This is a genomic window from Micromonospora sp. NPDC051925 (assembly GCF_044548625.1).
In the GTDB taxonomy this organism is placed as follows: Bacteria; Actinomycetota; Actinomycetes; order Mycobacteriales; family Micromonosporaceae; genus Micromonospora.
Genome location: NZ_JBIUCH010000008.1, coordinates 44,767 through 69,937, shown reverse-complemented (window position 1 = coordinate 69,937; position 25,171 = coordinate 44,767). Strand labels below are relative to the sequence as shown.

36 protein-coding genes are annotated in these 25,171 nt (G+C 70.2%); 21 read left to right on the top strand and 15 right to left on the bottom strand.

The window, feature by feature from the left end; translation table 11 throughout:
- The first annotated feature begins 117 nt into the window (after window positions 1-117).
- Window positions 118-483: a hypothetical protein gene (locus ACIG87_RS12635; protein ID WP_396850637.1), complete on the top strand. Its 366-nt coding sequence runs from the start codon at window positions 118-120 to the stop codon at window positions 481-483.
- A gap of 91 nt (window positions 484-574) precedes the next feature.
- Here ACIG87_RS12635 and ACIG87_RS12630 read toward each other — a convergent pair whose 3' ends face one another.
- Both ACIG87_RS12630 and ACIG87_RS12625 read right to left on the bottom strand, forming a co-directional pair.
- Window positions 575-775, bottom strand: a complete 201-nt coding sequence (locus ACIG87_RS12630) for a DUF397 domain-containing protein (protein WP_396850636.1) — start codon at window positions 773-775, stop codon at window positions 575-577.
- Window positions 762-1,619, bottom strand: a complete 858-nt coding sequence (locus ACIG87_RS12625) for a helix-turn-helix transcriptional regulator (protein ID WP_396850635.1) — start codon at window positions 1,617-1,619, stop codon at window positions 762-764. The genes ACIG87_RS12630 and ACIG87_RS12625 overlap by 14 nt, the downstream gene beginning before the upstream one ends.
- Before the next feature lie 257 nt (window positions 1,620-1,876).
- Here ACIG87_RS12625 and ACIG87_RS12620 point away from each other — a divergent pair, with 257 nt between their 5' ends.
- The 5 genes from ACIG87_RS12620 to ACIG87_RS12600 all read left to right on the top strand — a co-directional run bounded on the left by ACIG87_RS12620 (window position 1,877) and on the right by ACIG87_RS12600 (window position 4,416).
- A complete protein-coding gene (locus ACIG87_RS12620; protein WP_396850634.1) occupies window positions 1,877-2,017 on the top strand; it encodes a hypothetical protein in 141 nt (46 codons plus the stop codon).
- The gene (locus tag ACIG87_RS12615; RefSeq protein WP_396850633.1) at window positions 2,014-2,256 is read left to right on the top strand and encodes a hypothetical protein; all 243 of its coding nucleotides are present in this window, start codon (window positions 2,014-2,016) and stop codon (window positions 2,254-2,256) included. Before ACIG87_RS12620 ends, ACIG87_RS12615 begins: the two co-directional genes overlap by 4 nt.
- Window positions 2,257-2,780: 524 nt before the next feature.
- Entirely contained in the window at window positions 2,781-3,269 is a 489-nt protein-coding gene (locus tag ACIG87_RS12610) for a hypothetical protein (protein ID WP_396850632.1), read from the top strand.
- Window positions 3,269-3,688, top strand: a complete 420-nt coding sequence (locus ACIG87_RS12605; protein WP_396850631.1) for a helix-turn-helix domain-containing protein — start codon at window positions 3,269-3,271, stop codon at window positions 3,686-3,688. Before ACIG87_RS12610 ends, ACIG87_RS12605 begins: the two co-directional genes overlap by 1 nt.
- A 5-nt stretch (window positions 3,689-3,693) precedes the next feature.
- The gene (locus ACIG87_RS12600; RefSeq protein ID WP_396850630.1) at window positions 3,694-4,416 is read left to right on the top strand and encodes a helix-turn-helix domain-containing protein; all 723 of its coding nucleotides are present in this window, start codon (window positions 3,694-3,696) and stop codon (window positions 4,414-4,416) included.
- Window positions 4,417-4,770: 354 nt separating this feature from the next.
- On the opposite strand, the gene ACIG87_RS12595 is transcribed toward ACIG87_RS12600, so the two are convergent.
- The 3 genes from ACIG87_RS12595 to ACIG87_RS12585 all read right to left on the bottom strand — a co-directional run bounded on the left by ACIG87_RS12595 (window position 4,771) and on the right by ACIG87_RS12585 (window position 6,274).
- Window positions 4,771-5,283 (bottom strand): prepilin peptidase, encoded by a 513-nt coding sequence (locus ACIG87_RS12595; RefSeq protein WP_396850629.1) that lies wholly within the window; start codon window positions 5,281-5,283, stop codon window positions 4,771-4,773.
- Between the two features lie 167 nt (window positions 5,284-5,450).
- Window positions 5,451-5,723, bottom strand: coding sequence for a winged helix-turn-helix transcriptional regulator (locus tag ACIG87_RS12590; protein ID WP_396850824.1), 273 nt, complete (start codon window positions 5,721-5,723; stop codon window positions 5,451-5,453).
- A 221-nt stretch (window positions 5,724-5,944) separates the two neighbouring features.
- The gene (locus ACIG87_RS12585) at window positions 5,945-6,274 is read right to left on the bottom strand and encodes a hypothetical protein (RefSeq protein WP_396850628.1); all 330 of its coding nucleotides are present in this window, start codon (window positions 6,272-6,274) and stop codon (window positions 5,945-5,947) included.
- 362 nt (window positions 6,275-6,636) lie between these two features.
- Here ACIG87_RS12585 and ACIG87_RS12580 point away from each other — a divergent pair, with 362 nt between their 5' ends.
- The 15 genes from ACIG87_RS12580 to ACIG87_RS12510 all read left to right on the top strand — a co-directional run bounded on the left by ACIG87_RS12580 (window position 6,637) and on the right by ACIG87_RS12510 (window position 19,005).
- A complete protein-coding gene (locus ACIG87_RS12580; protein WP_396850627.1) occupies window positions 6,637-7,140 on the top strand; it encodes a hypothetical protein in 504 nt (167 codons plus the stop codon).
- Window positions 7,134-8,036: a hypothetical protein gene (locus ACIG87_RS12575; RefSeq protein WP_396850823.1), complete on the top strand. Its 903-nt coding sequence runs from the start codon at window positions 7,134-7,136 to the stop codon at window positions 8,034-8,036. The genes ACIG87_RS12580 and ACIG87_RS12575 overlap by 7 nt, the downstream gene beginning before the upstream one ends.
- A gap of 156 nt (window positions 8,037-8,192) precedes the next feature.
- Window positions 8,193-8,798, top strand: coding sequence for an SAF domain-containing protein (locus ACIG87_RS12570; RefSeq protein ID WP_396850822.1), 606 nt, complete (start codon window positions 8,193-8,195; stop codon window positions 8,796-8,798).
- Between the two features lies 1 nt (window position 8,799).
- Window positions 8,800-9,612: a hypothetical protein gene (locus ACIG87_RS12565; RefSeq protein WP_396850626.1), complete on the top strand. Its 813-nt coding sequence runs from the start codon at window positions 8,800-8,802 to the stop codon at window positions 9,610-9,612.
- A complete protein-coding gene (locus ACIG87_RS12560; protein ID WP_396850625.1) occupies window positions 9,609-10,997 on the top strand; it encodes a CpaF family protein in 1,389 nt (462 codons plus the stop codon). The genes ACIG87_RS12565 and ACIG87_RS12560 overlap by 4 nt, the downstream gene beginning before the upstream one ends.
- Complete coding sequence (locus ACIG87_RS12555; protein ID WP_396850624.1) at window positions 10,988-11,890, top strand: type II secretion system F family protein; 903 nt, start codon at window positions 10,988-10,990, stop codon at window positions 11,888-11,890. Before ACIG87_RS12560 ends, ACIG87_RS12555 begins: the two co-directional genes overlap by 10 nt.
- Entirely contained in the window at window positions 11,887-12,786 is a 900-nt protein-coding gene (locus ACIG87_RS12550; protein ID WP_396850623.1) for a type II secretion system F family protein, read from the top strand. Before ACIG87_RS12555 ends, ACIG87_RS12550 begins: the two co-directional genes overlap by 4 nt.
- Window positions 12,787-12,851: 65 nt before the next feature.
- Entirely contained in the window at window positions 12,852-13,043 is a 192-nt protein-coding gene (locus ACIG87_RS12545; protein ID WP_396850622.1) for a hypothetical protein, read from the top strand.
- Between the two features lie 3 nt (window positions 13,044-13,046).
- Entirely contained in the window at window positions 13,047-13,529 is a 483-nt protein-coding gene (locus ACIG87_RS12540; protein WP_396850621.1) for a TadE family protein, read from the top strand.
- A complete protein-coding gene (locus ACIG87_RS12535; protein WP_396850620.1) occupies window positions 13,526-13,987 on the top strand; it encodes a TadE/TadG family type IV pilus assembly protein in 462 nt (153 codons plus the stop codon). The genes ACIG87_RS12540 and ACIG87_RS12535 overlap by 4 nt, the downstream gene beginning before the upstream one ends.
- The gene (locus tag ACIG87_RS12530; protein WP_396850619.1) at window positions 13,984-14,439 is read left to right on the top strand and encodes a pilus assembly protein TadG-related protein; all 456 of its coding nucleotides are present in this window, start codon (window positions 13,984-13,986) and stop codon (window positions 14,437-14,439) included. The genes ACIG87_RS12535 and ACIG87_RS12530 overlap by 4 nt, the downstream gene beginning before the upstream one ends.
- Window positions 14,440-14,468: 29 nt before the next feature.
- Entirely contained in the window at window positions 14,469-17,309 is a 2,841-nt protein-coding gene (locus tag ACIG87_RS12525) for a BTAD domain-containing putative transcriptional regulator (RefSeq protein WP_396850618.1), read from the top strand.
- Window positions 17,306-18,223: a DUF2637 domain-containing protein gene (locus ACIG87_RS12520; RefSeq protein ID WP_396850617.1), complete on the top strand. Its 918-nt coding sequence runs from the start codon at window positions 17,306-17,308 to the stop codon at window positions 18,221-18,223. The genes ACIG87_RS12525 and ACIG87_RS12520 overlap by 4 nt, the downstream gene beginning before the upstream one ends.
- Window positions 18,224-18,274: 51 nt before the next feature.
- On the top strand, window positions 18,275-18,673 hold the full coding sequence (locus ACIG87_RS12515) for a DUF6907 domain-containing protein (protein ID WP_396850616.1): 399 nt from the start codon (window positions 18,275-18,277) through the stop codon (window positions 18,671-18,673).
- Window positions 18,674-18,837: 164 nt separating this feature from the next.
- Complete coding sequence (locus ACIG87_RS12510; RefSeq protein ID WP_396850615.1) at window positions 18,838-19,005, top strand: hypothetical protein; 168 nt, start codon at window positions 18,838-18,840, stop codon at window positions 19,003-19,005.
- A 61-nt stretch (window positions 19,006-19,066) separates the two neighbouring features.
- Here ACIG87_RS12510 and ACIG87_RS12505 read toward each other — a convergent pair whose 3' ends face one another.
- The 10 genes from ACIG87_RS12505 to ACIG87_RS12460 all read right to left on the bottom strand — a co-directional run bounded on the left by ACIG87_RS12505 (window position 19,067) and on the right by ACIG87_RS12460 (window position 25,105).
- Entirely contained in the window at window positions 19,067-19,711 is a 645-nt protein-coding gene (locus tag ACIG87_RS12505; RefSeq protein WP_396850821.1) for a hypothetical protein, read from the bottom strand.
- 209 nt (window positions 19,712-19,920) lie between these two features.
- Window positions 19,921-20,313, bottom strand: coding sequence for a hypothetical protein (locus ACIG87_RS12500; RefSeq protein ID WP_396850614.1), 393 nt, complete (start codon window positions 20,311-20,313; stop codon window positions 19,921-19,923).
- Window positions 20,310-20,975: a hypothetical protein gene (locus ACIG87_RS12495; protein ID WP_396850820.1), complete on the bottom strand. Its 666-nt coding sequence runs from the start codon at window positions 20,973-20,975 to the stop codon at window positions 20,310-20,312. Before ACIG87_RS12495 ends, ACIG87_RS12500 begins: the two co-directional genes overlap by 4 nt.
- Window positions 20,975-21,391, bottom strand: a complete 417-nt coding sequence (locus ACIG87_RS12490; protein WP_396850613.1) for a hypothetical protein — start codon at window positions 21,389-21,391, stop codon at window positions 20,975-20,977. Before ACIG87_RS12490 ends, ACIG87_RS12495 begins: the two co-directional genes overlap by 1 nt.
- Window positions 21,392-21,418: 27 nt before the next feature.
- Window positions 21,419-21,745: a hypothetical protein gene (locus ACIG87_RS12485; RefSeq protein ID WP_396850612.1), complete on the bottom strand. Its 327-nt coding sequence runs from the start codon at window positions 21,743-21,745 to the stop codon at window positions 21,419-21,421.
- Window positions 21,742-22,209, bottom strand: coding sequence for a hypothetical protein (locus ACIG87_RS12480; RefSeq protein ID WP_396850611.1), 468 nt, complete (start codon window positions 22,207-22,209; stop codon window positions 21,742-21,744). Before ACIG87_RS12480 ends, ACIG87_RS12485 begins: the two co-directional genes overlap by 4 nt.
- 88 nt (window positions 22,210-22,297) lie before the next feature.
- On the bottom strand, window positions 22,298-22,813 hold the full coding sequence (locus ACIG87_RS12475) for a hypothetical protein (RefSeq protein ID WP_396850610.1): 516 nt from the start codon (window positions 22,811-22,813) through the stop codon (window positions 22,298-22,300).
- A 103-nt stretch (window positions 22,814-22,916) separates the two neighbouring features.
- Window positions 22,917-23,903 carry a DUF932 domain-containing protein gene (locus tag ACIG87_RS12470; RefSeq protein WP_396850609.1) on the bottom strand — a complete coding sequence of 329 codons (987 nt, stop codon included), beginning with the start codon at window positions 23,901-23,903 and terminating at the stop codon, window positions 22,917-22,919.
- 168 nt (window positions 23,904-24,071) lie between these two features.
- Window positions 24,072-24,644, bottom strand: a complete 573-nt coding sequence (locus tag ACIG87_RS12465; protein WP_396850608.1) for a hypothetical protein — start codon at window positions 24,642-24,644, stop codon at window positions 24,072-24,074.
- Entirely contained in the window at window positions 24,641-25,105 is a 465-nt protein-coding gene (locus ACIG87_RS12460) for a hypothetical protein (RefSeq protein WP_396850607.1), read from the bottom strand. Before ACIG87_RS12460 ends, ACIG87_RS12465 begins: the two co-directional genes overlap by 4 nt.
- Window positions 25,106-25,171: the final 66 nt, after the last annotated feature.

Sequence of the window (25,171 nt, the reverse complement as noted above, 5' to 3'; positions counted from 1 at the left end):
TTCACCGGGGTCAAGGTCCCGGCGACAGGGTTAGTGTCAGTGTTTGTCGACAACCCTCGACCAACACTGACACACACGGTCAGTGCCTAATCACAAGATTGGCGTACGGTTAGACCCGTGCTTGCGGGAGTCCTGATCACCGAAAGTCTGCGCCACGACGTGACGCTCGAAGGTCTCGACCTACGAGTCCACAAGATCACCCGCTGGCGAAACCCTGACCCAGTGTCCGGCCAGCCGGACACATGGACGATCGTGGACTTCACCTCGGACCGCGACGATCCCGCATGGCTAGCGGACCAGTTCGCCCAAGCCCTGAGCAGCCCAGGCTGGTATGTCGACTTCCACACAGATGATCAGAAGTATGTCGTGTTCCCGGACAAGACCTTCGTCTACCGCAGGGGCGACGACCGAGGCCGCGCCGAAGCCGTTGCCTACGCACGCTCGAAGGGCGTACCCGACGATCAGTGCGACTGGGGCGAGTAGCCATGGCCGTTGTCGGAGGGCCACGCCGGGCTCCCACCCGAAGATCGACGACGTTGGGCGCCCGCCCAGCTCGGCAGGGCACCCAACAACATCAGTCGGTCAAGTCAAACTCGCCGTGTTTCGCGCCGTCGATGAACGCAGCCCACTCTGCCTGCGTAAACCGTAGGATCGGCCCCTGGCCCTGGGCCTTGGTGTCCCTGACACCGATGGCACCCTCATGCAGGAGGGCGACCTCCACGCATGACCCGTTGTTCCCCGACCGGCTGGATTTGAACCACTTAACCGAGTCCATCCTTCTTCTCCTGAATCAATCGGATCGACTCCCTGGGTGACAGCGCCAGGGACAGCAGGTGCTTGAACACGCCCGTGAGTCGCCGGATCTCCTCGGGCGACTCCAGGAACAATTCTCCCGCCAGGGTCTCGATGTAGCCAAGAGGCGGGTCACCATCCGCGAACGTCAGAACCTCGAAGCCGCCGTGCACGGCAAGATGAGCACCGGCTGCGAGCGTCAAGACCTGCACGGTGACGTTGGGCAGCGCGGCGATCTTGATGATGTGGTCCAGTTGCTCGCGACGAAGGTTGGCGTCGCCGACCTCCAGCATCAACGATTGCTCCGTGATGATTGCCTGCAGTCGAAGTGGCGGCCGGCGCAGCGTCAGCACCTCTTGGCGCTTGAGACGCGCCTCGACGCGTTGGAGGATCTCCTCCTGGTCCGTTTCCCGACCAATGCGGATCACCTCCGTGGCATACGCGCGAGTCTGCATGAGCCCGGGGATGAGAGTCGGCTGGAACTGCCGAAGATCCGTAGCCTCAGCTTCGTAGGCGATGAACGTGGCGTATCGGGCCGGCAGCGTGTTGAGTCGCTGCCACCAGCCAGGCTCCCGCAACTGTTCGGCCATGGTCCGGAGCGCCAGCCCGTGCTCTTCGTCGTGCGGGACGTCGTAGGCGACGAGGATCTCCAGCACATCCCGCGGACGTGGCTTGATGTCGCCGGACTCGATGCGGGCGATCCGCTGTTGCGAGCACTTGAGCAGCTTGGCCGCGTCACCCTGTGTGAGACTGCGTGCCTCGCGTAGTCGCCGCAGTTCCCTGCCGAGACGGCGAGACCGAGGCGTCGGTGGAGTGAATCCGGCCATGCTCTGATCCTCCCTCATGCGCAACCAGCCCACCTACAGGGGCACCGCATCCTGATGCTTGCCAGCATCGTACGATGCTGCAAGACTGGCCAGCATAGTAAGGGGCCGCGTCCTGAGCGAACATCAGTGCATGGACAGTGACCAACACGCCCAATGCGCACGAGCTAGGTCCGCAACGCGACCTCGATGCACGACGGACGAACCAGACAGAGGGGCTCTTCCCACGCGTCAGGGACAACCCAATTGAGGTGATGACGGTGCTGCTGCTGTTCGGTGTTCTCGCGGCGTTGATGGTCGGCTACGTCGCCGGCTTGGTGTCCTTCAAGGTCAAAGACCGATGGTGTCCGCAGTGCGGGTCCACTGCCATCGCTCGCGAGCAGGTAAGGCGAGCGCGATGACGGTTCCCCAGCTCGGCGACGTGATCGAGGTTGGCGAGCAGGACTACATGTATGGAACCGGTCATCTGAAGCTACGAGTCACGCGTATCGGTGACCAAGTCCGTGTGCACGACGACGAGTGGCTGAACGTGGAAGGTCTAGCGCTGCGGGCAGACGGTACCCAACTCGGCCCGCACTCCCGCCCGGCACTCGTCCGGATTCGTGCGGTGCGCATCGTGCACCCGTCGAGGTCGGCATGAGTACGACCTACCTGGCCAGCGCGGCTTTGGAAGAAGTCGAGCGGGCTCAGGCAGAACTTGAACGGCACTTGGCGGTCCGACCGACCGGCCAGTGCGTGACGTGCGGTGAGGTCGAGCCGTGCTCCGGTCGCCGCGACGCGGGCTCAACGTTAATGAGGTACGGACGTCTGCCACGCCGTCGACCGGGCACCTCGGGGGTGCGCCGCGCCGCTCCAGCCCTGGCGGGTGCTGCACCAACATCGTGGTTCGCCTCGGCGGCGGAGAACGACGGCGACGAGACGACCGGGACGGGTTCCGAGCCATAGCGCGCACCGGCCTGGCGGTTGAGGTAGGTGGCAGCGCCCACGACTACTGAGCTGACGTCAAGCCCAGCAAACCTTGATCCTTCGAGACGGTCTGATTCCGAGAGGGCATCGATAGTGAACGGCGTACCGGGCGCTCGAACGAGGGCTCCACGCAATCCGAATGACCTGTTGCGGAGCGCACGGGTGGCCTTGCCGTCGCCGACGGGGTCGGGTCGAGTGATGTCGCGGCAAGAGGTTGCCGAGGCGGTCAACGCATGGATCTGGGAGAACCAGCAGCGATGCACGCACCTTGACGGCAAGTACGTTGGCAAGCTGGAACGCGGTGAGGTCCGCTGGCCGTTGGCGCACGTCCGGGCGGGGCTGCGCGGGGTTTTCGGCGTGGACAGCGACGCCTCGATTGGGCTGTACGTCATCTACGGTGCGGGCCGCCCGAGCGACGCGGCGGGGCCAGTGCTGCCTCCGGCATCGGAGGCAGCGCCGACACCGACCACGCTGTCGGACGAGGTTGCGGACCCGGTGCCTACTGTTCGTCTCGGCGTTCCGGCGGGCGCGGCGGTCACGATCACGCTCGGAAGCGGGAGCGCTGGGCCGATCCGCGTTGTACTTACCAGTACGCCCGACGCCAGTCCCTACGTTTCGGCGTTGCTGCCGGCCTCCGGCACCGGGGCACGGGTGTACTCGCTCGACGCTCGGCGCAGGCGAGCCTGATGGGTCAGCAACCGGCAGAGTTGACGCCACACGCGTCCGCGCGACACTTCCTCGGCGCTGAGCTGCGATGTTGGCGGCAGCAGCACGGACTGTCGCTGGCGCGGCTGGCGGCGCTGGTGTTCGTGAGCCCGGACCTGCTCGGCAGGATAGAGAAGGCCGAACGTGCGGCGAGCCTTGATGCGATGGTTCGCTGTGACGAGGCGTTGGGGACTGGCGGGGCGTTGGCCCGATTGTGGCGATTCGTGGAGCACCAGACGGCCAGGCCGTCGGAAGCGGATGCGTCGGCCACGGAGCCGATACGGATCAGGGTGGTCACGGAGATCCTGGCGGTTGGGTCAGTCGGCCTCGAAACCGCATCCCCGATGACGAGCGGCGACGGGGCGCGCTTGTACGTGCTGCCCGGCGGACGGGACAGGTGAGCGCGATGGAGGCTGTCCTGGGCTCGACCACTCCGGAACGGATTCGCGAGGCACAACAGGCGTTGGGACGGCGGTTGGCCCAATGTCGCAAGGCGGCTGGGTTGACCCAGGTCGCCTTGGCCAGGCGGACAGCGTACTCCCGCAGTGCGGTCGCGAACGTGGAGATCGGCCGGCAGAACATATCCCGCGGCTTCTGGGAGTGCGCCGACCGCGAACTCGGCGCGGGAGGAACGTTGTTGGAGGCGTTCGACGCCCTTTACGAACTAGTCAGCACCCGCCGGGTGGAAAGGGCGTGGATAGCCGAGCAGGACCGACTGCGACGCCATCAGGCAGCCGCGCCACCGTATCCGCAGCACAGCTTAACGGTCGAGCCTGCCGTCTGCGGATGCACGATGATCACGATCGCCCGATGGAGCGGGCGGGAGACCCTCGCGCTGAGGGAGGCATTGCGGCTCAGCGTTCAAGCCTTCGCCGAACGGCTTCGCATCGCCCCGTCGATCGTGGCCGAGTGGGAGGACCGCAGGCAGTCAGCACCGCCGAGCCTGACCATGCAGGCAGCGCTGGACGACGCGCTCAAGCTCGCCGACCAGGACGCCCGCACTCGCTTCGCGAGAATCCTCCAGATGTCGCCGATGAGTTCCAACGATCATGCGGATGCGCCCGCAGTCGGCCGGTATGCGACGGTGACCCCGCTTCACCGGGGCGACGGATCGCAGGCCGTGTTGTGAAGGGATGCCGATGGCCGCGTCATTGACACCCATCCCGGGACTGCGCCAGTCGGTCTTGTTCGAGGTGGCGGTGGCCCTCTACCAGCGGCACCGCGCCGAGCGCGAACCCGGAGTGTGCGGTACGTGTGGGCGGCCAGCACCGTGTCCGGCGGGGAGTCATGCCGCCTTCGTGATCTCGGCTGCGGGGGTTGATCCACAGCAGCTCGTGGATGGTTCTTCCCCGAGGTACACCGGCTATCGGGTCGGCGGGCGCGGGCGGCCCGTCGATGAAAGCGCCCTCATGTATGAGCGGGATGACGGCTGAGACCATCCGCGCTTCACGGGCCGCGACGGCCGCGCCCTCGGTCGCGAGCGCTACGCCGCAAGCACGACGGCCAGGAACCAACCAGCGGCGAGGGCCGGTCCCATAGGCGTCGGAGTATCGATGGCGTTGGTGGTCCGGCGGATCTTGACCACGAGGACGATGGCGCCTTGCAGGAGCAGCCCGGCGACAACGCCAAGTACCGCTGTTTGCCAGCCCAGCCAGCCGAGGTTGAAAGCGACGGCACCCGCGAATACGACATCGCCAAGGCCGAGCTGACCCGGCAGCGCCAGGGCGACGGCGAGCATGACCGTTGCGGTACCGATGCCCGCGCTCGCAGCTCGAATGAGCTGCCCGACATCGCTTCCGGTGAGGACCGCGACGGTGAAGAACAGGCCGGACGAAGCCCACAGCACGCCGGTAAGTCGATGGGGCAACCGCCGGCACCGTACATCAACAATGGTCAAACCCACCCCGACGACCGCGAAGAGCCAGAAGGCCGGCAGCGCCGGGGTCGGGGAGGCAACCGCCCCGATCGTGGCGGCAGCGACGGCGACGGCGACCACGGTGAGGAGTAGATGCGTGGGGCGGGCCGGGCCGCCTGCCCACCATCGGGTAGGTAGGCGCACCGGCCCGGCGTGGTCCACGCCGTACGCAATGGCGGCTACCGGGACGCCAGCCATCGCGCCTGCGAGGCCGAAGCTGATCGCGGCGAGACTATTCGTCACGGTTGTTAGGTCCGCTCGCCGCTCGCGCGGTGCTGCCGACTCCACCGATCGATCTCGCCAAGGAGATCAACCAGCTCGATGCCGCCGCCGGTCAGCCGGTAGTCAGCTCCGTCGTCGCCCTGGTGGTGCTCAACAAGGTCTTGGGAGCGGAGATAGTTCAGGGTGTCGGTCAGGGTACGGGCGTGCACGACATCGGGGCTGACCTGGGACACCGCGTGATGGAGCTTGGAGTAGCGCAGTGGCCCTTCGCGGAGGGCGGTCAAGATCGCAACGGACAGCTTCCGCTTAGCCAGGTTGAGTATGTGTTCGAGGTCATTCGTCAGCGCAGCTCACCTCCCCCGAATCGAGCGCGCCAGGTCGAGACGCCAGTCTATGAGGTCGCACAACTGTTCGGCGAGCGCTTAGCATGGAGAAAGTTTCTGTCCATTGTGGAATTAGCACTGGAGACTACGGGATCTATCGGGGCAACTCTTGCATTTGACGCATCTCGATAGGGGAGTCAGTGGCCAATCGGCTTCGGGGTCGGCGCTGCGCGCGATGCCAACCAGTGACGCAGGCGCAGGAGACGGCCGAAGATGGCCTCGCCCTTGCTGGTTAGACAGAAGCAGGCGTCAGCGAAGGGTTCGCCGTCCAGCGAGCCGCCTCGCGGGCTGACTAGGAAGCCGTCCGCCGCCATCGCTCGCAGTAGAGCTGTTGGTCTCGGGGACTCGGCGGCGATCTGGGCGAAGGTGGCGGTGCCGCCGCGATCGTGCATCGCCAGCAGCAACTCGAAAGCGCCGCGTCGCGCTAGTAGGGTCAGCGTTCGCTCTGTGCGATCGTGGTCGCCCATTGGCTGTTCCCACCCTTCTCGCACCACAATTTTCGGGGAAGCCTAGCCGTGATTGATGCCGACTGATCTGTCGGGTAAATGACAGTCCACTTGGGCGTTTTGTTATCATTCAGGGATTCAAGTTACCCCGAGGTGCGTGCCCTCATGCGCGTGAGTCCCGCCCCGCATGAAGCGCGTAGGTGCAGGTACGCACGTAGACATCACCGTGGGGTCGAGGTGTAAACACGACTGGTGACCACCTGCAGGCCAGCAGCCGATGGGCGGGCATAGATGCAACTGCCAGCCGGAGGCCATTCACGAGATGAGGGAGGTTGTAGCCGGTGTTGACCCGGAAGCTCATGGTTTGTCTCATCGGAGGTTCGATGCTGCTCAGTGCGGCGTGCGGCTCGGGTGAGTCTGGCGGATCGGCACCTGCGACGCAGACGGCCACGCCGTCAACATCAAGCGCTGGGCCGAGTGGCGAGCAGCGAGACGCGCTGGCGGCGTACGTGGGGATGTGGCAGGCGATGGCGAAGGCGGGCGAGGTTCCCGATCCGGATTCGCCGGAGCTGCGGCAGTACGCGGCCGATCGGGCGTTGGCCCGGATCGTGGATGTGCTGTTCACGTACCGAGAAACCGGGGTCGTGACGCGCGGCGTGCCAGTCATGAATGCAGGTGTGACCGGCGCGAGCCCGGCCGACGCGCCCACCGAGGTCACCGTCGCCGACTGCGCCGACTCTACGAACTGGACCAAGCACAAGAAGACCACCGGCGAGCTGATCGAGGACGATCCACGGGGGCGACGAACCATCACCGCCGTGGTCAAGCCGGTCGACGGCTCGTGGAAGGTGGTCTCGTTCGATGTGGGGGACATCGGATCATGCTGAAGCTCATACGTATAGCAACGGTGCTCATGCTCGCCGGAGCCGTCCTGCTCGTCGCGCCGATGCCTGCACAGGCAGACCCGTTCGGGGACACCCGCTGCGACAACAACCCCAGCGCCCCCGGATGCGACGTCACGGCCGGCAATCCCGGCGGTGGCGGCGGCTCCAACCCGGGCAACGGCGGCGGGGGCCGAGGTGGGGACGGCAAGTGCCGGAACCCCTCCGGGGAGGAAATCCCATGTGAGCGGGACGGAGCGTGGGCTGGGGCGGATGGTTGCTACTACTCGCCAGTCGACCCGTCGCCGTCGACCATCGCGGCTCTCGGGGGCCAGCCGGCGGGTGAGGGTGGTTGGTACATGCGGACCTGCTACGGCGACGACAACGCCTTTGGCAGCGTGGTGTGGATAGCGGGTGATCCTCCGGTGGTCTCTCCAGCGGTGTTGGCGCGGCAGGCGCGGGCACGTCTTGACCTGCCGAGGGTCGTCATTCGGATGAACCCGCCGGGTGACCAGCTCGTCAACCTGCCGGCCTGGCTGGCGCTCGACCGGGGGTCGTGGGAGTCGCGGTCGGCAACCGCCTCCGTTCCGGGTGTCAGCGTCACGGCGACAGCGCGGCCGGTGAAGGCGAGCTGGTCGATGGGCGACGGTGTGACGGTGACATGCACCGGGCCGGGGACGCCGTGGGCCTCGGGTACCAATCCGGCGAAGGCGTCGCCTGACTGCGGGCATGTTTACCGGCGGTCCTCGGCGGGCGCGCCGGGCGGGCGCTTCACCGTGACGGTGACGGTCACGTGGGAGGTGACCTGGGCCGGGGCTGGGCAGTCTGGCACGGTGCCGGGGTTGACCACGACCGGGCAGCTACAGACGCGGGTCCAGGAGTCGCAGGCCGTCGTGCGTTAGGCGAGTAAACCAGATCGTTCGAGCGCCGCATCCCGAGGAGGACAAGTCATGGCGCTGGATTCCGTGCGCCCAAAAACAGGTCTAGAAGATCGTGCGACGACTACTGCCGTCCGTGCGGGACGTGGGCCGTGGCGGGCCACCCGGCGGCGTCGCCGGTTGCCGTTCGTCGCGCTCGGCGGCCTGCTGGTCATCGTGTGCGTGCTGGCCTATGCCTACGGCGCGGCGCAGCTCGGCGATCGTGTTCAGGTACTCGCGGTGGCGCGGCCGGTGGCGGCCGGGCAGGCGATCACCGCTGCGGACCTCAAGGAGGTCTCCGCCGCCCGCGACCCGGGGGTTCGGCTGGTCCCGGCCGCGCAAGCGGTGGAGGTGGTCGGTCGCACGGCGGTGGTGCCGTTGGTGGCCGGCACATTGCTGACGCCAGAGTTGCTCGGGGATGCCGCGTTTCCGCCGGGCGGCCAGGTGACCGCCTCGGTAGCTGTGAAGCCGGGCCAGTATCCGCAAGGGCTCGCGGCGGGGGCGCGAGTGGTCGTCTACGTCTCGGCCGCGCCGGACGGTGGCCAGCCGGCTCCGGCGGCCAGCTCGGCGGCGAGCGGGTCGGCCCCGGCCCGGTTGTCGGCCGTGGTGCTGGGGGTTGACCTCGCCGGTGATGGCGAGGGCTCGACGGTCATCACGCTCCTGCTGGCGGCCACGGACGCGCCGCAGTTGGCGGCGGCTCCGTCCGGCGGTGTGGTGCTGATGCAGACCTCGCCGGTGGGGAGCTGACATGCCTCTGGTGGCGGTGACGTATGTGAAGGGTCGTCCGGGTGCGACGACGACGGCACTCGGGTTGGCCGCGGTCGCGCCGGAGTGGGCGCGGCCGGTGGTGGTGGAGTGCGATCCGGCGGGTGGGGACCTGATGCGCCGGCACCGGTTGGCGGCGGTACCGAGCGTGGTGGACCTGGCCGCCGCCGCGCGGGGCGCGGCGAGCCCGGGAGATGTGTTCGCCGCCGCGTCGCAGCCGATGGCGGTGGCCGAGGTGGCGGTGCCGGTGGTGGTCGCCCCGGCGGGCGGTGCGCAGACCCGCGCCGCGTTGCCGGAGCTGACCGGTAGTGGCCGGGCGGTGCTGGCCGCGACCGATCGGGTGGTGGTGGCGGACTGCGGCCGGTTGGGGCCGGGCTCGCCGGTGTGGCCGTTGTTGCGGCGCGCGGACGTGGTGCTGGTGCTAGCTCGGGCGAATACCGACGAGGTGGCCCACCTGCGGGAGCACCTGGGCGACCTGGTCGATGCGGGCGCGGGTCGGCTGGTCGTGCTGCTCGGCGCGGGCGGCGTCTACTCGGCGGCGGACGTCGCGGACGTCCTGGCGACTCACGTCGGACAGGAGTTGGCCCGCGACCCGGAGACGGTGAGCGTGCTCGGTCCGCTGCCGCACGACCGGCGGGCGGCGGCGGTGCTCGGCGGGGAACTGGTGGCGGGCCGGCGCTGGCGTCGTCTGCCTCTGATGGCCGCCTACGCGCGGCTGTGGACCGACCTCGCCCCCTACCTGCCCGTCGTCGCGGCTGCGCAGCACACCGACGTACCCACGGAGGCGACATCATGACCAGCCTTTTCCTGTCGACCCCGGGGGCCGGGGAGGCGGGCGAGATCACGGTGATGCGACGCATCCGCCGGGATGTCGCCGAGCGGCTCACCCGAGCCACGCGCGCGCACGAGACGGCCACCGGCTCGCCGATGCCCGCCGACGAACGCGCGGCGACGACCCGGCGGCTGATCAACGAGGTTCTGGACACGTACGCCACGGAGGAGATGAACGCCGGGCGTCCGCCGCTGCGCCCGGATGTCGAGTCGCGGGTGGGCCGGGCGGTGGCGGACATGCTGCTCGGCGCGGGCGGCCTGCAACCGTTGCTCAACGACGAACGGATCGAGGAGGTCAACGCCAACGGCTGTGACCAGGTGTTCGTCCGCTACAGCGACGGCAGCCGCGCCCAGGTCGGGCCGATCGCCGACTCTGACGCGGAGATGGTGGAGCTGATCCGCCGCCTGGCCGCTGACGCCGGCCGCGCCGAGACCGGCGGCGAGGGTGCCGAGGAACGCCGCTGGGACCGGGCCGCTCCGGTGTTGAACCTGCAACTCGCGGACGGTTCCCGCCTGCACGCGATCATGTCGGTGACCAGGCGTCCGGCGCTGTCTATCCGTCGGCATGGCTACGTGAAGGTCACCCTGGCCGATCTCGAGCAACTCGGCACCGTCAACCCTGTGCTGCGGGAGCTGCTGGCCGCTGCGGTGCGGGCGAGGTTGAACGTGCTTATCGCGGGGCGTACCGGCGCGGGCAAGACGACCCTCTTGCGCGCCCTCGCGTCGGCGATCCCACCGGGCGAGCGGATCGTCACGATCGAGGACACCTACGAGCTGGCGCTCGACGCGGACAAGGCCGTGCATCCGGACGTGGTGCCGTTGCAGTCGCGGGAGGCCAACGTCGAGGGCGAGGGCGCCATTGACATGAGCATGTTGTTCCGCTCGGGGCTTCGGATGTCACCGGACCGAGTCATCGTCGGGGAGATCCGCGGGCACGAAGTCATCCCCATGCTCAACGCCATGTCGCAGGGCAACGACGGATCTTTGGGCACCATCCACGCCTCGTCGTCGGCCGGGGCGTTCAACAAGCTCATGCTCTACGCCGCGCAGGCACCGGAACGCCTCGACCCGGCCACCACCAACCTCCTCGTCGCCGAAGCGGTTCACCTGGTCGTGCACCTGGGGTTCGCCGGTGATGGCGGGGTCCGGGCGCTGACCTCGGTGCGGGAGGTGGTCGGCGCTGACGGGCTGGCCGTGTCCAGCAACGAGATCTTCCGGCCCGACCGCGACGGCCGGGCGGTCCCGGGTGCGCCACCGTCGACCGGGTTGCTGTCGGCGCTGGCCGGGTGCGGCTTCGACCCGAGGTTGCTCGATGAGGCCCGCACCGCCCCGGGTGGGGGGTGGGCGTGATGGTGTTGACAGTGCCCCTCGCCGCCCTGCTGGGGGTCGGAACCGCGTTCGGGTTGGTCCTGCTGGCTATCGGCCTGTCGCCCCGGGACAACGGGCCCGTCGACTCCAACACCGGCTCGTGGCTGTCGAGGCTCGCCTCGACCCGTGGACCGGTCGACCGGCGTCGGGTAGCCCTGTGCCTAGCCGTGGGCGTGGTCGTCGGTGTGGTGACCCGCTGGCCAGTCGCGGCGGCCCTGTCAGCGGCCGGGGCGTGGATGCTGCCGCAAATCATCGGCCCGGACCGCGAACACACCCGCCGGGTGGCGCGGATCGAGGCCATCGCCACCTGGACCGAGGCGTTGCGGGACAACCTGTCCGGCGCGGCGGGCCTGGAACAGGCGATCACCGCCAGCGCGATCGAATCCCCGGAGCCGATCCGCGACGAGGTGACCCGCCTGGCGGTGCGCCTGCAGCGCAGTTGGCGGCTGCGTGACGCGCTGCGCGCGTTCGCCGCCGAGCTGGACGACCCGACCGCCGATCTCGTGGTAGCCGGGCTCGTGATGGCCGCGCGGGGCAGCGCCGGGCAGCTCGGCGACGTGCTGGGAGAGCTGGCCACGTCCGCGCGGGCGAAGGTCGCCTCCCGGCAACGCATCGCCGCCGCCCGCAAACGCAACCGCACCTCAGCGCGAGTCATCGTCGGTGCCACCCTGACCATGGCCGGGCTGCTGGCGCTGCTCAACCGGGGCTACCTGGCCCCGTTCGACACGGCGACCGGCCAGCTCGTGCTCCTGGGCGCCGGTGGCTGCTTCGCCGCCGCGTTCATCTGGCTCGGCCGGCTCATGCGTGACCGCGACACCGCCCGCGTCCTGGCCGGAATCGCCGCACCAGCCGAGCCAGAGGCGGTGCCGACATGACCGGGCTGATACTGCTGGCCGGGCTCGGCACCGGAGCGGGCCTGTGGCTCGTGCTGGTGGGCTGGTTTCCCCGCCCACCCCGGCTGGACAAGGCCCTCGACGCCCCGTACGGGCTCGACCGCGCCGTTGACGCCGCCGCCGAGGCCCGCTCCCAGGGGTGGACCGGGCGGTGGGGCCGCCCGGCCGTGCGGTGGCTACGCCGGGCGGGCCTTCCCCTGGCCAGCACCCGCCGCGACCTCGCCACCCTCGACAAGCCGGTGGACGTGCACCTCGCCGAGCAGGCGACCGCGACGGTGTTCGGGCTCCTCCTGCCTCCGGTAGCCGCGACGCTGCTCGCCTTGGCCGGGGTCACCGTTGGCGTGACCATGCCCGCCGCCGCATCGCTGCTGCTCGGCGCGGCCGGTTTCCTCGCCCCGGAACTGTCGGTGCGGTCGGAGGCCGCCAAGCACCGGGCCGCGTTCCGTGACGCCCTGTCGTCCTTCCTGGATCTGGTCGTCATCAGCCTCGCGTCCGGCGCCGGCGTGGACCAGGCGCTCGACGACGCGGCGCAGGTTGGCTCCGGCCCCGCCTACACCGAGCTGCGGTACGCGCTGACCGAGGCGCGGTTGGCCCGGGTACCGCCGTGGGACATCCTCGCCGCGCTCGGCCGCCGGGTCGCGGTGGCCGAGTTGCAGCAGCTCGCCGCCACCGTCGGGCTGGCCGGCACCGAGGGAGCGAAGGTCCGCGCGTCGCTGCGCTCTCGGGCCATCGCTCTACGCGCACGGCAACTGACCGATGCCGAGGGTGAGGCCAACGCCGCCACCGAACGCATGGCTCTTCCCATCGTCGCCCTGTTCGCCGGCTTCCTGATCTTCCTCGGATATCCCGCGATGGCCGCCGTACTCGGCGGGCTGTAGGAGGCGCGCCAGTTCACCAATCCCGAAGACCCACAAGATTCCGTACCGCATTGGAGGAACACGCAATGTCCGCTCTCGTCACATACCTCGCCGCCGAGCTGCGGCACCGCTGGCAGGCGGTGCGCGACACCAAGGACGGCGGCTACTCCACCGAAGCCGTCCTCGTTACCGCCGTGCTGGTGACCCTGGCGATCGTGGTCATCGGCATCATCGCGGTCAAGGTCACCGCCAAGGCCAACAGCATCAACCTCGGCTGACCGATGCCGCCGACCATCCGGGAACACCGCGCCGAGCGCCCACCCTCCCCGGCGCTCGGCGCGGCCCGGCGGCTACGCGCCCGATGGCGGCGCGTAGCCGCCCGCTCCGACGCAGGCGCCGCTACCGCCGAGTTGGCCATCGCTATGCCCCTGCTGCTGCTCATCGTCATGTTCGTCCTCCAGGCCGGGGTGTTCATGCACGCCACCCACGTTGCCCAGAGCGCCGCGACCCGGACGGCGAACGCCGCCGCCGGCTACCAATCGAGTGCTGCCGCCGGTCGCGACGCGGGCGAGCAGACCCTCGCCGCGATCGGCAACGGCGTACTCAAGGACCCGTCGGTGTCGGTGACCCGCACCGCCACCGAGGTCCGCACCGAGATCACCGGCACCGCCGCGACCGTGGTCCCCGGCGTGCGGTGGACCGTCCGCGCCACCGTCGTACGACCCGTCGAACGCTTCGTGCCCGACGACGGAGCCGCGCCATGACCCGGGCCGGTGCGCGAGCCGGACGGCTCCGGCTGCGGCAGGTCATCGCGCTCGGTGACCGGGGGGCGAGCACCACCGAGGCGGCCCTTCTTACCCCGCTGCTGGTGGCCATGCTGCTGTTCGTGGTGCTGTGCGGGAGGTTGGTCTCGGCACAGATGGACCTCGACGCCGCCGCCAGCGCAGCGGCCCGGTCCGCCTCGCTCGCCCGCACCGACGCCGCCGCACGCGCCGAGGCCGACCGCACCGCGCGGGAGACCCTCGCCGCCCGCGCGGTCACCTGCCAGCAGGTCAGCGTCACCGTCTCCACCGGTGGGCTGCGTCCCGGCGGCGCGGTCACCGTGACCCTGGCCTGCACCGTTCCCCTGTCCGACCTCGCCCTACTGTCCGTGCCCGGTTCCCGCACCACACGGGCCACGGCGACCTCCCCAATCGACGTATGGAGAGGAGGCCCCTCGTGAGGCAACCCGATGCCGGGCGCTGGCGGCGGCTACGCGAGCGCACCGGCGACGACTCCGGCCAGGTGACCGCGTTCGCGGTCCTGATGATTGTCGCCCTGCTCGCCGTGGCCGGGCTGGTCCTCGACGCCGGCCTCGCCCTCACACAGAAGGTCCGCGCCCTCGACATCGCCCAGGCGGCGGCCAGAGCGGGCGCGCAGGAACTCGACCTGTACCAGTACCGCACCCGCAACGTCGCGGTACTCGACCCGGCCCGCGCCGCGTCGGCCGCACGGGCGTGGCTGGCCTCGGCGGGCGCCGCTGGCGAGGCCACCGCCACGACGACCACGGTCACCGTGACCGTACGCCGCGCCAGTCGCACCCAGCTCCTGCAGATCGTCGGCGTGCGGCAGCTCGCCGTGTCCGCCTCCGCGAGCGCCACCGCCGTGCAGGGCGTCACCGGCCCCACCACCTGACCCCGCACATTGGGAGAGGACAACCCCGCATGTCCCGCACCTTCGCCGCCATCGCCCGGACCGTGCGCGCCCTGCTCGCACTCGCCGTGCTGGCCGGCTTCACCGCCGGGGTGCCGTGGCTCCTGACCGTCGCGGCCGGCTGGCCCCTCGACTGGATCGGCTGGGCGCAGCCCGACGCGGTGCCCACTCTGACCGACCTGTACGCCGCGATCACGAGCCCGTGGTCCGACAACATGGTCTTCGCGCTGCTCGCCACGATCGGCTGGGTGCTGTGGGCGCAGTTCCTGCGCGACACCACCATCGAGATCATCGAGATGGCCGCCGCCGCGTCGGCCAGCCGGCGCGGCCAACCCCGTCCACCCGCGAGGCGACGCGGCCCGATCCGCTGGGTCGCCGCTGTCCTCGTCGGCGCGATCGTCGGAGCCGTGCTGTTCGACGCCGCCCGCGTCGTCACCAGCACCCCCACGGCGAGTGCGGCTGCCGCCGATGCCGCCGCACGCCGCCCGGCCGTTGCCGTCGCCCCGGCACACCCCGCCGCCCCGCCGACCGTGCAGCACGGCCCACGCCCGGCGCTCACCATCGCCCTGTCCGCCACCAGCGCCACCCTCCCGCTCGCCACCCACCGAGACAACCCCGCCGTCCCGTCCTGGGCACGCGACGCCCCCGGCGGGACACACCGCGTCGTCGCCGGAGACAACCTGTGGGACCTCGCCGCAAAGCACCTCGGCGACCCGCACCGCTGGCGGGAGATCTACAAACTCAACCGGGGACACGAACAAACCAACGGCTACACCCTCACCGACCCCGACGAGATCCACGTCGGATGGGTCCTCGCACTTCCCGCCCGCGATACCGCACCAGCAGCCACCCCACCCCACACCGAGGACCCCACCGGCAGCCCCGGTACCACCGCGCCCGAGGCCAACGAGACCGCCCCGGCCGTCCCGCCGCCTGCGCCGCCGGCCAGCGCCACCCCAACCCCCAGCACCCCGGAGCCGAGCACCCCTTCACCGCCTACCACCGAACCAAGCACACCAGCCGACTCGACCGATGTCGCCACCCCCGCGCCGGACACCGACCCATCCGATGACCAGCCGACCGACGAGGCCGGAATCACGCTGCCGGCGCAGGGCTGGATCAGCCTCGGCCTGGCCGCCGCCATCGCCGCCGTAGCCGCTCTGCTACGCCTGCAACGACGCCGCCGCGCCCGGCTGACCTTCCCGATATCGGTGAACACCGCGCCGCAACGCTCCCCGATGCCGCCATCTCTGGCCGCCGTCGACATCATCGGCAGCCGCTACCTCGGCTCCAACAGCGGCGACCACCGCCCCGCCAGCCCCGCCGTTGCAGCACCCGTCGGCGTCGACTCCGACGGCACCGAGGTAAGCCTGTTCCACCTGCCCGGTCCTGGCGTCGCCCTGCACGGCGACGGAGCCGTACCAGCGGCCCGCGCCGTCCTCGCCTCCGTCCTGAGCACCAACGTGGCCGAGACCGCCGTCCGACAGCCGGTGGTGGTCACAACCGCCGACCTACTCGCCCGGCTACTGCCCGAGGACGCCCCGGCGGTCGGGCTGGACCCCGACGGCACCGCCTACGACGGGGAACGCCTCATCGTGCTCGCCGACATCGCGGCGGCGGTCACCCACGCCGAAGAGGAGATGATCGGCCGACGCCGGCTGCTGGACATCTTCGACGCCGAGACGATCACCGACCTCAACGCCCGCACCGACCACGCCGAGACGCAACCGCCGTACGTGCTGCTCATCGAGTCCAGCCCCCGGCACGCCGCCCGCCTCCAGGCCGTCGCCGCCCACCGCGCCGCCTTGGACCTGCACCCCGTCATCCTCGGCCAGCATGACGGCATCCCCACCGTCGAGATCAGCGCCGAGGGCACCGCCACCGGCGACGAACCGCATTCGGTGACCCGGCTGTCCACCCTCGGCGCGGATGACCTCGCCGCCATCCTCTCCATGCTCACCGACGCGATAGCCCGTCCCGAGGCCGGCGCTGACGTCGACGACCCGCCCGCCGAGATCTCGCCGGCCGCGGTGACCGTCGAGACCAACGAGGCAGTACCGGTCCAGCCCGACGACGCGGCGGCCCTGGTCCGGCTCCGGGTGCTCGGCCCGGTCACCGTCGCCACCGACGCCGGTCCGATCGCCACCGGAATGCGTAGCGGCTCCTACACCGCGCTCGCTGTCCTCGCCGCCCACCCCGCCGGCCGCACCCTCGATCAGCTCGCCGCCGACCTGCACCCCAACGCTGACCCGGCCGCCGCCGTCAAACGCGTCCGAACCGACATCACCTCCGCCCGGCGGGTGCTGCGCGCCGCCACCGGCCACGAGGAGCCCATGTTCATCGTCTACGACCCCGCCACCGGCCGATACCAGCTCGACCCCGAGACCGTCACCGTGGACCTCTGGCAGATGCTCACCGCCATCGAACGGGCCACCACCACCGACGACGAGGCGACGATGCTGGCCGCGCTGCGCCGGGCGGCCGAGTTGTACGGGGGTGACTTCGCCGAAGGCCACGACCACACCTGGGCCACCGACTACGCCACCAGCTACCGGCATCAGGTCCTCACCGTCTACGCCCGGATCGCGGAGATCCTCGAACCCGACCACCCTGACCAGGCCGTCGCCGCTCTCGAACGTGCCGCCGACCTGGACCCGGTGAACGAGGAGCTGTACCAGCGGATCATGCGTATCCACGGCAGGCAGCAGCGGCCCGACGCCGTGCGGCGCACCCTGCGCCGATTGGAGGAACGTCTCGCGGACCTGGGCGACGCCGAACCGTCCCAGGCCACCCGCCGCGTCGCCGAACGGCAGCTCCGACCCGTCGCCCCGGCCACCGGAGGACGGCCATGAACGACGGCCAGCTCCAGCGGATGCAATGGGCCGTGCGGGCGACGCTGGCACTCGGCGTGGCCGCCTCGGTCACCGCGAACATCCTGCACGCGCAAGCGAACCCGATCTCCCAGGCCATCGCGGCGTGGCCGCCTCTGGCCTTGCTGATCACGGTCGAGCTGGTCACCCGGGTACCCGTCCACCGGCGTTCACTCGGCGTGATCCGGGTCGTCGCCGCCTCGGCTATCGCCGCCATCGCCGCGTGGATCAGCTATCACCACATGGTCGGAGTCGTCGCCCGATACGGCGAGACCGGCACCGTGCCCTACCTCCTACCGCTCTCTGTGGACGGGTTGATCATCGTCGCGTCGGTGTCGCTCGTGGAACTCGCCGCCCGCCGCCGCGAAGCCGAACGCCAACCGCACGCCGTGCTAGCCGAGGCACCAGCGGCACCGGTGCCGGCCGAGCCCGCCGCAGCGGCACCGGTCGAGCCCCCGCCCGGCACCAGCGAATTCCCGCCACCCGATCGGAAACCGCTGCCCGAGCGCCCTCCCATCGACGTCGATGTCGATGTGGACAACTTGCGTCTCGATGAGGCTCCTGACACCGCCGAACGCCCAAAGCACGACCACGACTCAGATGCCAATGAGACCGGTAATGACCTCGACACGGAGTCTCACGATGACGACTCGTCCGACGACACGGACGATGCCGATGTGGACCTTGCCCCGGATCTCGTACCGCTGCTGCCCGCCGCCCGCGCGGCCCGTGACGAGCTGATCCGCGAGGGCCAGACCGTCAGCCGAGATGCCCTCGCACGTCGCATACGTCAGAACGGCCATTCGATCCGCAACAGTGCCGTGTCGGAACTCCTCGCCACGCTGCGCCAGGAGACGCGTTCGGTCAACGGCTCTCGCCCCACCGCATCGGTATAACGTGCCATCGTCAGCTCACCGCACACGATCAGACGCGCGAGGAGGCCGCACGTGAGCGAGCCTGCCCGAGCGGCCAGCGCCGCCCGCCCACCGCACCCGCAGCACTGCCCGCCCTGGTGTACGGAGTGCCGCCACGATGACGCCGACCCTTTCTCGCCCCGGGCACTCCTGCACCGAGGCGTGGCCACCACCGTGCACGTCTACGACCCGGCGTGCCTCTTAGTTGAGGCACATGTGCGCGTCGCGTTTTGGGACAAGGCCCCGAGCTGGATCGGCACCGATCCCGCCGACCTGGAACGCCCCTACGTCGAGTTCACCGTTCCGGCCGAGGACGGCCTACAACTAAGTCTCAACCCGGAGCACGCTCGCGGCCTCGCCGCCGCCCTGCTCCGCGCCGCCGACGCCGCCGACGCCGCCGACGCCGCCATTCGAGGCGACGCCCCGCAGTGACACACACCAAACGCGAACGGCGACGCTCCACCCTCGAACAGAGCCACCAGTCGTAGCCCTGGCCTGGGACCAGCGGCGGTCTTGATCGCACCGTCGAGGTCAGCGTGGATAGGCAGGGTTGCCCGAACGGGCACCACGCCGAACGCTGCCAGAAGGGACCACACATGACCGACAGAACGCCCGGCCCTCGCACGATCGAGGTGGCTGACGACGTGTACGACGTGCTGAAGCGCACCGCCGACAGCCGAGACACCGACATCAACGGCGCGCTGCGCTACCTGATGGAGGTTCCGACGCCTCGGACTACTGCCGAGGACGACGACGAGGACTGAACAGCCCGCCAGACAGGTGCCGCCGAGGCCGGGCTCACGGACTCGGCGGCACCTGTCGTACTCAGGCCGTTTGCCCGGAAGAGGTATCGCTTACCGCGTACGCGGCGGCAAGCAGTCGTTGCGCGGTGCGTTGAGTGATGCCGAGCTGCTGAGCGAGCGCGACACCGAGGCCGCGCCGGTCACGCCCGGTGCGGTCGTGCTCGGCCAGGAGCGCAATGGCGGCGGGAAGTCGAGGGTCGTCGGCGTACGGGTGCGGCTTGCGGGCACCGGTCGTGCCGGGGGTGCGGCCGGTGGACTGTCGGCCCGTACGGGCGTCGGCCACGGCCCACACGGTGCGCCGGAACCACAGACGGCGCACCCGCCCGTCCGGCAGCACCTCAACTCGGTCAGGGTGGTCGTACAGGGTGTCGGGCAGGTTGCGGTACGACGCGTAGCCGAGGACCCTCGCCGCCGCGCCCGAGCCAATGAGGTCTTCGGAGTCGCCGCGGCGGTCGACCTTCGTCAGCTCGGCGCGTTTCGCGGCCTGGTGCGCGTCGTGGAATGCCTCGATGTCGTCGAGCCAGAACCACTCACAGCCGTCGTACTGGAAGCCTTCGGGGAAGCCGAACCGGGCGCGGTGGCGGTGCCAGTGGTTGACCGTGGAGTAGGCCGCACCGGTGTGCGCGGCAACTCCGGCCCGGTCGAGGGCGGTCCGTCCGCCGATCATGCGTCGTGCCACGCCCCCATCCTCCCTCCGGTGGTGGCTCGCTGCCGGCGCCGTGCCGTCGAGGCGGGTACGGCTCGCCGTAGGATCGGCGGTACGCCCTGGCTCGGGTAGAAGCGGCCGTGTGTCCGCAGGCGGCCCGGAGTGGGCGAGGTGGCCGGTCGGGGTTGCGCGCACCCTCGGGTGTGCCCGCCGGCCACCGACCCGCCCGGTTACACCTTCGGGCGCAGCAACCGCCACGCTACGTCCGCCATCCGGTGCAGTGGCAGAGCAGCGAGCTTCGCCCGGGTAGCGGGTTTGAGTGCGTCGTACACGGTCAGGATCGCGGCGGCGGTGGTCGCGTCCACCACCACCCCGTCGATCTTGCGGAACGCGCCCTTCTTCACCTCGCGCAGCAACTCGATCACGCGGGGGTCGCCGGCTGTCGCGTCGTCCGGGAGCGCGTCGATCTCGGCCAGTCCTTCGCAGTCCGGGCAGTTCACGAGGTGCGGGTCCTCGGTGATACGGGTCAGCGGCCCGTCGTCGGCCCCGCACACCGGGCCGAGGCGGCGGCGGGCCTTGGCGTGGGTGAAGGCGGGCCGCTCGTGCCGGGAGGTGGCGGTCATGGTGCCCCTGCCTCGGTGTCGGGCCAGATGCCGAGCGGGTGGCCGGGGGTGATCTGGCCTCGGCTGGGTACGAGGGTGTCGAACACTGCGGAGAACCTTTCGTGCAGCTCACCCCGGGTCCGCATCAGGCGTTTGCCTCGGGTGAGTTTCGCGGGCATCGCGTCGGTCACGCGGCGGATCAGCCCGTACAGGTCGCGGGCCTCGATGAGGTCGGCGCACCCCTGACAGGACGTCCACCGTTCGCCCCACGCCTGCGTGAGGGCGTGCTCGGTGTCGGTACGGCGCACGCGCGCCGCATGGTGCCGGGATCGGTAGTCGTTGACGGACACCACTTGCCCGGTGATCCGGCGCGAGTCGGTGACCTGGTTCGCGCATTGGTAGATCCAGGCGGCCTCGGGCGCGGAGCAGAAGTCACACTCGATGATCGGATCGGGGATCTCGGTGATGGATGCGGGCTCGGGACGGTGGTCGCTTTGCTGGCCGCGTTGCTCGGCCGCGTGGAGGTACCCGACGATGAGGCCGAGGTCGTTGAAGCGGATGTTGAGCCCTCGACGGCAGCGGCGGCAGTAGATCGGCTCCTGGCCCAGCGCCATACTCGTGTCGAGCGCTGCTGCCTCGGGCGGACGGGCGAATTCCTCCGGGTGCGGAAAACGCGGTGGCATCACTGGTCACCTCCGTCCTCGGTAGCGGTGTGCGGCCAGGCGGGATCGGCGGGGTCAAGGGTCAGCCCGAGGCGCAGGCGGGCGAGGTCGACCAGCCGCCGCAGCAGGCTCGCCGTTCCGCTGCTGAGGTCGGCGTCGAAGTCGTGGGCGATACGGCAGGCGTCGCGCAGAGCCACGGCCGCCTTGGTGAGCGCGGCCTCCAGAGCGGCGCGGTCGTCGGCGCGGGTGCACCAGACGACGTGATCGGCCGGGTAGGTGCGCTCGGTGCCGTTGGGGAATCGCAGGGTGTAGCGGAGGGCGTAGGTGGTGTGCGGGGTGGAGTAAGCAACGTCGGTGACTGTGCCGAGGCGGTACTCGGTGGCGTCGGACGGCGTGATCACTCGGGCGGTGTTGCCGACCTCCATGGATCGGTACATCGGTACTCCGTTCATCAGAGTGAGGGGCTAGCGGGTGGGGCGGTCGGTCTCGCCGCCGCCGTTGATCTCGAAGGCGATGAGGCGGTCGTCGGTCTCGGTGGTGTCGGCGTGCAGGTAGAGGTCGGCGGCGCGGCGTTTGACGCCGATGGAGACCCCGTGCACGTCGAGCACCACGTACGCGGTGCGATCCCCAGCGGTGGCGTCGCCGGGGTAAACGCGCAGGTTGAGCAGGGTCAGCACCTCGGCGCACACGGGGTCGACCAGGCCGAGCGCGGCGAGCGCGCCCGCGAGCTGCGGGCCGCCGAGGGTGTGTTGCCCGTCGCCGATGCCATCGGTGTTCTCCGAGGTCGTCATGCCGGCGTCCCTGCGCCGCTGGCCGGCTCGTCGCCGGTGGCCGGGTTGGGTGGGAAGACGCCGAGGATGCTGGTGAGGGTGCCGCCGGCCTGCTCGTCGGTGATGGCGGCGCAGGCGATGAGGGCGGCTCCGGCGGCGAGGGCCTGGGCCGGGGTGTATCGCACGCGAACGGCGCGGGTGCCGTCGGTGGTGGTGGCGCGGATCTCGACGCGGCCTCGCTGCCAGGTGGCGACGGGCAGCTCGTTGTCCGGTACGGCCGTGACGGTCCCGCGCAGTGCCTCGCGCAGCGCGGCGCGCAGGTGCTCGCGTCGGCGGGCGGCGATGGCCTCCCACTCCGACGCCTTCCTCGTGTGTGTGGTGTGGTCGTCGCCCGTGGCGGAGGCGGCGCGGGCGTGGAAGCGTTCGGCGTTGCCGGTCGCGTGGGCGAACTCGGCCGCGAGGTCGAACAGTCGTTCTGGATTCATGCGGATACTCCGTGGTGAGTCAGAGAGGCGTCGCCGGGTGTGCCGCGCGGCCGGGGTCGGACCGTGGCCGCGCGGCACGTCGCGGCGGTCAGGGACGGTCGGCGGGCGGTCCGGCGGCATCGGGCGGGTTCGCCGGGTGCCGACCGGTGCCGTTGGGGGCGAACGGCGGTGCGGCCTTCACGTGCGGAAGCCCGGAGGTGAGCTGACCGATTCGGTCGAGCACGACCGCCCCGGTGGCGGTCAGGTGCGCGCCCACGGCGAGGGCTTGCTCGCCGGTGAGCAGCACGACGAGGCGGCGGGCCGAGGGGTCGTGCAGGTGCAGCTCGACGTGGCCGTCAGGCAGTGGCCGGACCGGTTGGAAGCGCTCGATCTGCGCCCCGCCGGGCAGGCCCACACGCAGGGCCTTGGCCAGTGCCCGCCACTGCTCGTTGACGAGTGCGTCCCACTGTCCGGCGCGGGCGACCGAGTTGTCGTACTCGGCCCTGCTGGTGGAGTGTTCGGCCATCGCGCGGGCGACTTCGGCCCGCGCGAAGTTGGCGCACACCTGGTTGACCAGGGCGAGCATTGCCTCGGCGGTGGGCGCCGGGGTGGGCGGTGACGCCACGACGGGCTCCGTCCGGACTTTCGCGGTACCGGTGGCGGAGTGCGCACCGGTACCCGAGCCGGTCGAGGTCTTCCTACGACCCCGGAACCAACGCCAGCCCACCTCAGACCGCCAGCAGCTCGAACGCGCGGGCCTTGAGGTCCGCTCCGGTACCGGTCAGCGCCCGCGTGGCCCGAGCGAGGTCGGTCTTGGCGGGGGCGAAGTGGTCGACGTACTCGGTGATGGCCTGGTAGCCGGCCCACCGGGTGCCCTTGATCGCCTTCTGCGTGTCGGCGTCGCGGATCAGGTACCGCAACGTGTTCGTACGCTGTTTGGCGTTGTTCTTCGCCGTGTCGGAGGCGTCGTCGGCGAGGGGCCATACCTGCGCGATGATCTTCTCGAACTCGCCCATGGTCAGCGACTCGTTGATCATTTTTTCGGCTTCGGTCTCGAAGTCGCGGAACGCCTTCCACATCAGACCGAGGGCCTGCCGCGCCTCGGCGATCTTGCTGGTGACGTTCGAGGTGTGCCGGAACGTGTAGGAACTGACCGACCGCCGATACGCGAGGGCCTGCGTGTTCGCGCACACGATCCGCACCGGGGTCGCGTCGAGGCGCAACGAGGCGGTGCCGTCGTGGGAGGTGGTGGCGGCGAGATAGAGATCCATGTCGTCCACCCCGGCGATCTGCATTGCCGTGGGCAGCTTCATGGTCACGAAGACCGACCGGCCCTTGCGCATCGAGCCGGCGGTCTCGAAGTGCGCGCCGGACTGGTCGACCAGGAGGTTGAGGGTCTCGGCAACCTGCTCGTTCTGGACCACGCTGTAGTCCTCGCCGACCACGCCGAGGTACTCGGTCACGCCCGTGACCGGGTTGGTCCGCACCGTCATGTACTTGTCGGGGCAGTCGACCTTCGTCACGCCCCGCTCGGTGATCTCGATGCCCTGGATGGCGATCTTGCGGACCTCCCAGCCGCCGAGCCACGCCTTGCTCATGACCTCCTGCGCGGTCATGCACGCCTCGGCGACGGTGCCGAGCTGGTGCCAGGCGGACAGTCGGGCGGAGGCGAAGGCGGTCTGGCCGTTCGCGAGGGTTTCCAGTTCGTGTGCCACGGTGGCACCCCTTCCAGCTTGTGTTTTGGCGGGCGGCGGGCCGGGGGTTGCGACCCCCGGCCGCGCCGTCACAAACAATGTTTCCTACCTCCACCGGTCGATCAAGACGATCGGTTCGAGTCGATCGAGGTTTCTGCGGCGAATCTGACGCCCGCCGCTGGGCGGGGCCTACCTGGTATCGGTGGCCGGGCGCAGCCGACCGTCCGGGCCGTACAGGTACGCGCGGACGGTTTTGAACGGGGCCGGTAGGTAGACGGTGAACCCGTGTTCGGGAATGAACCGGGTCCGGTAGTCGCGCGTGATGCCCAACAGGTACCGGTCGGGTTTCTCGCCGTGCGACCCCGGCGGGATGATGCCCGCCCCCGGACGGTCGGCACGGGCGCGGCGGTGCCGCCCGAGCGCCAGATGCGGGCACAACGACAGTGCGGCAGTCATGCACTCCGGGTGCCCCGGCGGGTCCGCGTAGCGCATCAACTCAGCGGCCCGAGGCCCACCGAGGAACGCCACCCAATACCCCATCGGCTCACCGCACAGCGAGCACCGGCGCTCGATGGCGAGGCGGGTCGAGGTGGTGGTGTTGATCGTGGTGAAGTCCACGTGTGACCCGTCGCCGGTCGGGTTGGGGTGGATGTTGACCGGCGGGATGGGTAGGCCGCGCCGCGCGTCGTGGGGACGCGCGGCCAGCGAGGGCGGGATGTCGGGCCGGTCGGTGGCCGGGCCGGTGTCCGATGGGCCGGTCACGACGCACCGGCCGCACGGCCGGACCGGGCATCGGTCACGGTGATGTGCGGTTGCTGTGACCGCAACACAGCGTGCGCCTGTTCCCATTGCGCCTCGGTCAGGGGCAGGGTGACCGGTTCGAGATTTGCGGCGGTCATCGTCACGGCCATGATGTCGGCCTCTTCCGCCGAGTCGAACACGGCCACCATGTCGCCCCCGGCAACCATGTAGACGCGGGGGTCATTGGTGGACGAGGCCACCGGGGCGGTACGGCGGTGTTCGGCCAGCCACCGGCCGACCACCTCGGCCGGGTCGCCGGTCATGTCGTCGGTGTCGTAGCCCTCGCCATCGAGCCATGCGAGGTGATCGGCGACGGTCCAATCAGGATGAATCAGCCACGATTGCCGTACGGCCTGCCACATGGTCAGGCGTGCCGGAGCGCCGATCGGTTCGGCCGGTTGTGAGCCGTTCGGACCGGGCACCGGGCATAGCGGGGTGCCGTCGTGGTGGGACGCGGCCGGACGCGGGGTGAATCCGTTGAGGGGCCA

What these genes read in the sequence shown, in the direction of transcription:
- ACIG87_RS12630 (WP_396850636.1), bottom strand. Translation starts at nt 775, where the DNA reads ATGGACTCGGTTAAGTGGTTCAAATCCAGCCGGTCGGGGAACAACGGG.
- ACIG87_RS12625 (WP_396850635.1), bottom strand. Translation starts at nt 1,619, where the DNA reads ATGGCCGGATTCACTCCACCGACGCCTCGGTCTCGCCGTCTCGGCAGG.
- ACIG87_RS12615 (WP_396850633.1), top strand. Translation starts at nt 2,014, where the DNA reads ATGACGGTTCCCCAGCTCGGCGACGTGATCGAGGTTGGCGAGCAGGAC.
- ACIG87_RS12610 (WP_396850632.1), top strand. Translation starts at nt 2,781, where the DNA reads ATGTCGCGGCAAGAGGTTGCCGAGGCGGTCAACGCATGGATCTGGGAG.
- ACIG87_RS12605 (WP_396850631.1), top strand. Translation starts at nt 3,269, where the DNA reads ATGGGTCAGCAACCGGCAGAGTTGACGCCACACGCGTCCGCGCGACAC.
- ACIG87_RS12600 (WP_396850630.1), top strand. Translation starts at nt 3,694, where the DNA reads ATGGAGGCTGTCCTGGGCTCGACCACTCCGGAACGGATTCGCGAGGCA.
- ACIG87_RS12585 (WP_396850628.1), bottom strand. Translation starts at nt 6,274, where the DNA reads ATGGGCGACCACGATCGCACAGAGCGAACGCTGACCCTACTAGCGCGA.
- ACIG87_RS12580 (WP_396850627.1), top strand. Translation starts at nt 6,637, where the DNA reads ATGCTGCTCAGTGCGGCGTGCGGCTCGGGTGAGTCTGGCGGATCGGCA.
- ACIG87_RS12575 (WP_396850823.1), top strand. Translation starts at nt 7,134, where the DNA reads ATGCTGAAGCTCATACGTATAGCAACGGTGCTCATGCTCGCCGGAGCC.
- ACIG87_RS12565 (WP_396850626.1), top strand. Translation starts at nt 8,800, where the DNA reads ATGCCTCTGGTGGCGGTGACGTATGTGAAGGGTCGTCCGGGTGCGACG.
- ACIG87_RS12560 (WP_396850625.1), top strand. Translation starts at nt 9,609, where the DNA reads ATGACCAGCCTTTTCCTGTCGACCCCGGGGGCCGGGGAGGCGGGCGAG.
- ACIG87_RS12550 (WP_396850623.1), top strand. Translation starts at nt 11,887, where the DNA reads ATGACCGGGCTGATACTGCTGGCCGGGCTCGGCACCGGAGCGGGCCTG.
- ACIG87_RS12545 (WP_396850622.1), top strand. Translation starts at nt 12,852, where the DNA reads ATGTCCGCTCTCGTCACATACCTCGCCGCCGAGCTGCGGCACCGCTGG.
- ACIG87_RS12540 (WP_396850621.1), top strand. Translation starts at nt 13,047, where the DNA reads ATGCCGCCGACCATCCGGGAACACCGCGCCGAGCGCCCACCCTCCCCG.
- ACIG87_RS12535 (WP_396850620.1), top strand. Translation starts at nt 13,526, where the DNA reads ATGACCCGGGCCGGTGCGCGAGCCGGACGGCTCCGGCTGCGGCAGGTC.
- ACIG87_RS12525 (WP_396850618.1), top strand. Translation starts at nt 14,469, where the DNA reads ATGTCCCGCACCTTCGCCGCCATCGCCCGGACCGTGCGCGCCCTGCTC.
- ACIG87_RS12520 (WP_396850617.1), top strand. Translation starts at nt 17,306, where the DNA reads ATGAACGACGGCCAGCTCCAGCGGATGCAATGGGCCGTGCGGGCGACG.
- ACIG87_RS12510 (WP_396850615.1), top strand. Translation starts at nt 18,838, where the DNA reads ATGACCGACAGAACGCCCGGCCCTCGCACGATCGAGGTGGCTGACGAC.
- ACIG87_RS12505 (WP_396850821.1), bottom strand. Translation starts at nt 19,711, where the DNA reads ATGATCGGCGGACGGACCGCCCTCGACCGGGCCGGAGTTGCCGCGCAC.
- ACIG87_RS12500 (WP_396850614.1), bottom strand. Translation starts at nt 20,313, where the DNA reads ATGACCGCCACCTCCCGGCACGAGCGGCCCGCCTTCACCCACGCCAAG.
- ACIG87_RS12495 (WP_396850820.1), bottom strand. Translation starts at nt 20,975, where the DNA reads ATGCCACCGCGTTTTCCGCACCCGGAGGAATTCGCCCGTCCGCCCGAG.
- ACIG87_RS12490 (WP_396850613.1), bottom strand. Translation starts at nt 21,391, where the DNA reads ATGTACCGATCCATGGAGGTCGGCAACACCGCCCGAGTGATCACGCCG.
- ACIG87_RS12485 (WP_396850612.1), bottom strand. Translation starts at nt 21,745, where the DNA reads ATGACGACCTCGGAGAACACCGATGGCATCGGCGACGGGCAACACACC.
- ACIG87_RS12480 (WP_396850611.1), bottom strand. Translation starts at nt 22,209, where the DNA reads ATGAATCCAGAACGACTGTTCGACCTCGCGGCCGAGTTCGCCCACGCG.